The sequence below is a fragment of the Mesorhizobium sp. M2A.F.Ca.ET.037.01.1.1 genome (assembly GCF_003998075.1).
In the GTDB taxonomy this organism is placed as follows: Bacteria; Pseudomonadota; Alphaproteobacteria; order Rhizobiales; family Rhizobiaceae; genus Mesorhizobium.
This window is the reverse complement of sequence record NZ_RZSA01000362.1, coordinates 1-5,890: the sequence shown is the minus strand read 5'-3', so window position 1 is coordinate 5,890 and position 5,890 is coordinate 1. Positions and strand designations below refer to the sequence as shown.

7 protein-coding genes are annotated in these 5,890 nt (G+C 64.5%); 6 read left to right on the top strand and 1 reads right to left on the bottom strand.

Annotated elements, in window-relative coordinates:
- Positions 1–379: 379 nt before the first annotated feature.
- Positions 380–727 carry a hypothetical protein gene (locus EOA27_RS18580; protein WP_126078116.1) on the bottom strand — a complete coding sequence of 116 codons (348 nt, stop codon included), beginning with the start codon at positions 725–727 and terminating at the stop codon, positions 380–382.
- 328 nt (positions 728–1,055) lie between these two features.
- On the opposite strand from EOA27_RS18580, the gene groES reads away from it, so the two are divergent.
- From groES to htpG, 6 genes are all read left to right on the top strand, one after another.
- Complete coding sequence (gene groES / locus EOA27_RS18575) at positions 1,056–1,370, top strand: co-chaperone GroES (RefSeq protein WP_126078117.1); 315 nt, start codon at positions 1,056–1,058, stop codon at positions 1,368–1,370.
- Between the two features lie 61 nt (positions 1,371–1,431).
- Positions 1,432–3,060, top strand: a complete 1,629-nt coding sequence (gene groL / locus EOA27_RS18570) for a chaperonin GroEL (protein WP_126078118.1) — start codon at positions 1,432–1,434, stop codon at positions 3,058–3,060.
- 65 nt (positions 3,061–3,125) lie between these two features.
- Positions 3,126–3,347, top strand: coding sequence for a hypothetical protein (locus EOA27_RS18565; RefSeq protein WP_126078119.1), 222 nt, complete (start codon positions 3,126–3,128; stop codon positions 3,345–3,347).
- A 78-nt stretch (positions 3,348–3,425) separates the two neighbouring features.
- The gene (locus tag EOA27_RS40765) at positions 3,426–3,821 is read left to right on the top strand and encodes a hypothetical protein (RefSeq protein ID WP_189343181.1); all 396 of its coding nucleotides are present in this window, start codon (positions 3,426–3,428) and stop codon (positions 3,819–3,821) included.
- On the top strand, positions 3,802–4,119 hold the full coding sequence (locus EOA27_RS18555) for a DUF982 domain-containing protein (protein ID WP_126078120.1): 318 nt from the start codon (positions 3,802–3,804) through the stop codon (positions 4,117–4,119). Before EOA27_RS40765 ends, EOA27_RS18555 begins: the two co-directional genes overlap by 20 nt.
- Positions 4,120–4,179: 60 nt before the next feature.
- The coding region (gene htpG, locus EOA27_RS18550) for a molecular chaperone HtpG (protein WP_127256860.1) at positions 4,180–5,890 on the top strand (1,711 nt) is incomplete at its 3' end.

Sequence of the window (5,890 nt, the reverse complement as noted above, 5' to 3'; positions counted from 1 at the left end):
GCCCTTTACCTTCCTTTCGGGAAGCCTATGCAACCGAAACCGAAATTAAGGTTATCGCCGGTCGCAACTTATGCGGAACCGCTGCCAGGTGATCCGTCTGCCGGGCATAACATATGTTAACTTCATCTCTCGATGGATGCTGAAATTCGCCGCTGTAAAAGGGAGAAGGCACCGAGCTGCTTGGCATCATTCATCGAGCCGCTTGGCATCATTCATATGGCGGATACGAAGACTTTGCGACGGAACAGAGAAGCTCGGTTGGTGTGGATCTTCTCTATGCGGGCGCCCCCGATCGACCGCCCAAGACCAGCGTTGCGCGAGCGTCCGACTGCTGCAAGCGGATTTCCGCGCTGACCGCGTTCACCATTGTCTTCCGCCCTCACGCGCTCAGCCGGTAGACCAGCTGCCGGTGGTCGTCATCGGCAGGGCCGCTGGGCGGCGGGACGGTTGCGTCGAGCCGGCGCAGCGCATCCATGATGTCGTCGAAAGAGACCGGCCGCTCGGCGCCCGGCGGCTGGCGCAGCGCCGGCATCGATTCCACGGCGCAGGCGTCGGACGCCCAGGACGAAAGGATCGCCCGCTTTTCCCATATGTCGAGCGAGCCGTCCTCCAGCACATCCCGCGGGTGCTGAAAATGGCTGGCCGGCGACAGCAGCCGGTCGAGCGAAAGGTCTGATATTTCGGGAGCAAGGGAAGGAATGATCGGCGAGAGCGTCTGTCGGTCCATTTCTGTCCTCCGTCTCCAAAAACTCCTTGGTTCGGGTTCCAAATTTCTCAGCGGTCCGGCGCTGCCGGGCGCCGATAATCTTGTTCAGCTCAATCGCGAATTCAAGCCTTTCCTTTGTCGGAGCGACCCAATTTACCGCATGTTTTCAGCACGCTAGCACTCGACGATCGAGAGTGCCAAAATTTTTTTGGCACCCCCTTGAAAGTAGAAGAAGGCAAAATTAGCTCGACATGCGCGCGACGCCGAAAGGGTCGCGAGCCCCGCTCCGGTCCTCCCGGTCCGGAGCGGAGGGACCTCTCGCAATCCGTTTGTCCTGAAGGAGAACGATATGACGTTCCGTCCACTGCATGACCGCGTGCTCGTCCGCCGCATCGAGGCCGAAGAGAAGACGGCCGGCGGCATCATCATCCCCGACACCGCCAAGGAAAAGCCGCAGGAAGGCGAAGTCATCGCCGTCGGCCCGGGCGCCCGCGACGAGAGCGGCAAGCTCGTGGCCCTCGACGTGAAGGTCGGCGACCGCATCCTGTTCGGCAAGTGGTCGGGCACCGAGATCAAGCTCAACGGCGAGGATCTGCTCATCATGAAGGAAAGCGACGTGATGGGCGTGATCGAGCAGGCCGCGACGCTGAAGAAAGCCGCCTGACCGGGGCTTCGACCGAACCGCAACCCAGTCAATGAAAGCTGCCTAGACAAGGAGTGATCCAATGGCCGCCAAGGAAGTCAAATTCCATTCCGACGCCCGTGAGCGCATGCTGCGCGGTGTCAACATCCTCGCCGACGCGGTGAAGGTGACGCTTGGTCCCAAGGGCCGCAACGTCGTCATCGACAAGTCGTTCGGCGCCCCGCGCATCACCAAGGACGGCGTCACCGTCGCCAAGGAGATCGAGCTTGAGGACAAGTTCGAGAATATGGGCGCCCAGATGGTCCGCGAAGTCGCCTCGAAGACCAACGACCTCGCCGGCGACGGCACCACGACTGCCACCGTGCTTGCCCAAGCGATCGTTCGCGAAGGCGCCAAGGCGGTCGCCTCGGGCATGAACCCGATGGATCTAAAACGCGGCATCGACAAATCGGTGGATGCGGTGGTCGCCGAACTCAAGACCAATGCGCGCAAGATCACCAGAAACGACGAGATCGCCCAGGTCGGCACCATCTCGGCCAATGGCGATGCCGAGATCGGACGTTTCCTGGCCGAGGCTATGGAAAAGGTCGGCAACGAAGGCGTCATCACCGTCGAGGAAGCCAAGACCGCCGAGACCGAGCTGGAAGTCGTCGAAGGCATGCAGTTCGACCGCGGTTATCTCTCGCCCTACTTCATCACCAACCAGGACAAGATGCGCGTCGAGCTCGACGAGCCCTATGTGCTGATCCATGAGAAGAAGCTCGGCAACCTCCAGGCGCTGCTTCCCGTGCTCGAGGCCGTCGTCCAGTCGGGCAAGCCGCTGCTGATCATCGCCGAGGATGTCGAGGGCGAGGCTCTGGCCACGCTGGTGGTCAACAAGCTGCGCGGCGGGCTGAAGGTCGCCGCCGTCAAGGCTCCGGGCTTCGGCGACCGCCGCAAGGCCATGCTGGAGGACATCGCCATCCTGACCGGCGGCACGGCCATCAGCGAGGATCTCGGCATCAAGCTGGAGAACGTCACGCTGGAGATGCTCGGCCGCGCCAAGAAGGTCGCGATCGAGAAGGAGAACACCACCATCGTCGACGGCGCCGGCAAGAAGGAGGAGATCCAGGGCCGCGTCACGCAGATCAAGGCCCAGATCGAGGAGACCACCTCCGACTATGATCGCGAGAAGCTGCAGGAGCGGCTGGCCAAGCTCGCCGGCGGCGTCGCGGTGATCCGCGTCGGCGGCGCGACGGAAGTCGAGGTCAAGGAGAAGAAGGACCGTGTCGACGACGCGCTGCACGCCACCCGCGCCGCGGTCGAGGAAGGCATCCTGCCCGGCGGCGGCGTTGCCCTGCTGAGGGCGGCCAAGGCGCTCGACGCGGTCGCTGTCGACAATCCCGATCAGAGATACGGCGTCGACATCGTGCGGCGCGCGATCGAGGCTCCGGCGCGCCAGATCGCCGAGAATGCCGGATCGGAAGGCTCGATCATCGTCGGCAAGCTGCGCGAGAAGACGGACTTCGCCTACGGCTGGAACGCCCAGACCGGCCAGTATGGCGACCTCTACAAGCAGGGCGTGATCGACCCCGCCAAGGTGGTGCGCACCGCGCTGCAGGATGCGGCCTCGGTCGCCGGTCTGCTCGTCACCACTGAGGCGATGGTGGCCGAAAAGCCGAAGAAGGAAGCCGCCCCGGCCGTGCCGGCCGGCGCCGGCATGGACTTCTGAGACGCTGACGAGAGCCCGCTCCCGGCTACGGGAGCGGGCGTTCCGCCAAAACTTGGGAGGGCGTTATGAACATGATGAGCGCAGATGGCTCGATTCCCGCGCCGACGCATTCGGCAAGCGAATTCCTCGCCTATGAAGCCGAATGCCGGAGCGCGCTGAAACCGCTGCTGGCAGGACTGCTCGACGCGGCCGAAGCCACCGGGTGGAACCGGCGGACGGTCGCCTCGACGCTGATGTTCCTTGCCGCGCAGCAGGTGTCGTCCACCGAAACATCGGCGCGAAGCTGAGCGAAATCGGCCCCCGCCACAGCGGGGGCCGTCCAACTATGTCGCGATGGGATTTGGGCGAAGGGAATTGCGATTGCCATGATTGCAGGACGCTTGCGGGAATGCCTGAGAAGCTTGCGATGGGACGCCGGCGACCTTGCGCAGGAGCTTGGCTGTTCCCGGACCGATGCGACGCGCTGGATCGAGGGGCGCGCGCCGGTGCCGCTGGCCGTTGCCGCCTGGATCGAAGTCTTGACCAAGGCGCACAGCGCGCTGCCGGCGCCGCGCCTGAACCAGCAGATTTCAGCGACGCACACCACGCCGGCGGGCGCGCTCAATGTGCAGGCCCTCCCCGGCATAGGCCAGCCGCGGTCGCATGGCATCGTCCTGCAACCACCCTACCCGCGCAGGCATACGTTCGCCGGCGGGCTTCGCCCGGGTACTGTGGGCATCCATCCGAAAGAAGGGCCAGACCATGAACCACGACCGCTTTGAAGAGCCTGTCACGGTGCTTGTCGGCATGGGCTTGCCGGTGCGGCTGGAGAGCGTGGCGGAAGCCTATGCCCTGCTGCAGGATTGGCCGGCCGCGAGCAGGAGCAGCGCGCATGCGATCGCGCTCAATGCCTGCAAAGCCGGCATTGCCGGCGAAATCGACGCGGAGACGGTGCGAGCGACCCTTGTTGCCTTCGCCCGCCGCAACGATATTCTGGCGCCCGACATGGTCTCGCTGGCGCCCGCGGCACTGGCAGGGCGCGCATCCACAAGCAGCAATGGCACAAGAAACAATGGCTGAAGATTTTAACCCGGGCGCGTGTTGGCGCGGCGGACAAAACGACCAACCCAGGAACTCTGAATGACGACGGACACAAAGACGGCGGAAACCAGGACATTCGAGGCGGACGTCTCGCGGCTGCTGCACATGATGGTGCATTCGGTCTATTCGGACAGGGATGTTTTCCTGCGCGAGCTGATCTCAAACGCGGCGGACGCCTGCGAGAAGCTGCGCTTCGAGGCGGTCAGCCGTCCCGAGCTTCTGGGCGACGATCCGAAGCCGCGCATCATGATTGCCGCCGATCCGGACAACAAAGAGCTTGTCGTCGAGGATAACGGCATCGGCATGAGCCGCGAGGAGATGGCGGAGGCGCTGGGCACCATCGCGCGCTCCGGCACGCGCGCTTTCATGGAGCGCGTCGAGGCCGGCAAGGCGACGGAGGACACGCAGCTCATCGGGCAGTTCGGCGTCGGCTTCTACTCGGCCTTCATGGTCGCCGACCGGGTCGACGTGATCAGCCGCCTGGCCGGCAGCGACGAGGCCTTCCGCTGGTCGTCCGACGGCAAGGGCACTTATGAAATCGCGCCGGTGCCGCTTGAGGCGGCGCCCAAGCGCGGTACCCGCGTGGTGCTGCATCTGATGGAGGACGCCACCTCCTACGCCACGCCATACCGGCTCGAAGGGCTGGCGAAGTCGCAGTCGGGCCATGTGCCGGTGCCGATCACGCTTGTCGAGAAGCCCGGCGCCGAGCCGCGCGACATCGCCGACGGCACGGCGCTCTGGGTGCGGCAGAAGAGCGAGATCAAGCCGGAGGAATATACCGACTTCTACCGCAGCGTCGCCGGGCAATATGACGAGCCGGCCTCGACCATCCATTTCCGCGCCGAGGGCCGGCAGGAATACAGCGTGCTCGCCTTCGTGCCCGGATCGCGGCCGTTCGACCTGTTCGACCAAGATCGCAAAGGCCGCATGAAGCTCTATGTGCGGCGCGTCTTCATCACCGACGATGCCGATCTCCTGCCGCGCTATTTGCGCTTTGTGCGCGGCCTGGTCGATTCCGCCGACCTGCCGCTCAACGTCTCGCGCGAGATGATCCAGGAAAGCCCGCTGCTCGCCGCGATCCGCAAGGGCGTGACCAACCGCGTTCTCGGCGATCTTGCCAAGACGACCGAAAACGACGCCGAAACCTATGCCAAGATCTGGGAGAATTTCGGCGTCGTCCTCAAGGAAGGTCTCTATGAGGATTACGAGCGGCGCGAACAGCTGCTGAAGCTTGCCCGCTTCCGTTCGACCGCTTCGGGCGAAGGCTGGCGCAGCCTTGCCGACTACGTCGCCGCGATGAAGGAAGGCCAGAAGGCGATCTTCTTCATGGCGGGCGACGACCGCGCCCGGCTGGAGGCCTCGCCGCAGCTCGAAGGGTTTCGCGCGCGCGGTATCGAGGTGCTGCTCTTGACCGACCCGGTCGACAGTTTCTGGGTGACGATGACGCCGGAATTCGACGGCAAGCCGTTCAAGTCGGTGACGCAGGGCGCGGCCGAGCTTGCGGATATCCCGCTGCCCGACGACGCGGCCAAGCCTGATGCCGAGACGTCGTCGGATATCGCGGCGTTCCTCGCCTTCGTGAAGACGACGCTCGGCGACGAGGTGTCGGACGTGAAGGCCTCCGACCGGCTGACCGAAAGCGCCGTCTGCCTGGTCGCGCCCGAGCATGGCCCGGACCGCCAGTTCGAGCGCCTGCTCAACGCCGCCGGCCGGCTCGACAAGGCCGCCAAGCCGATCCTCGAGATCAACC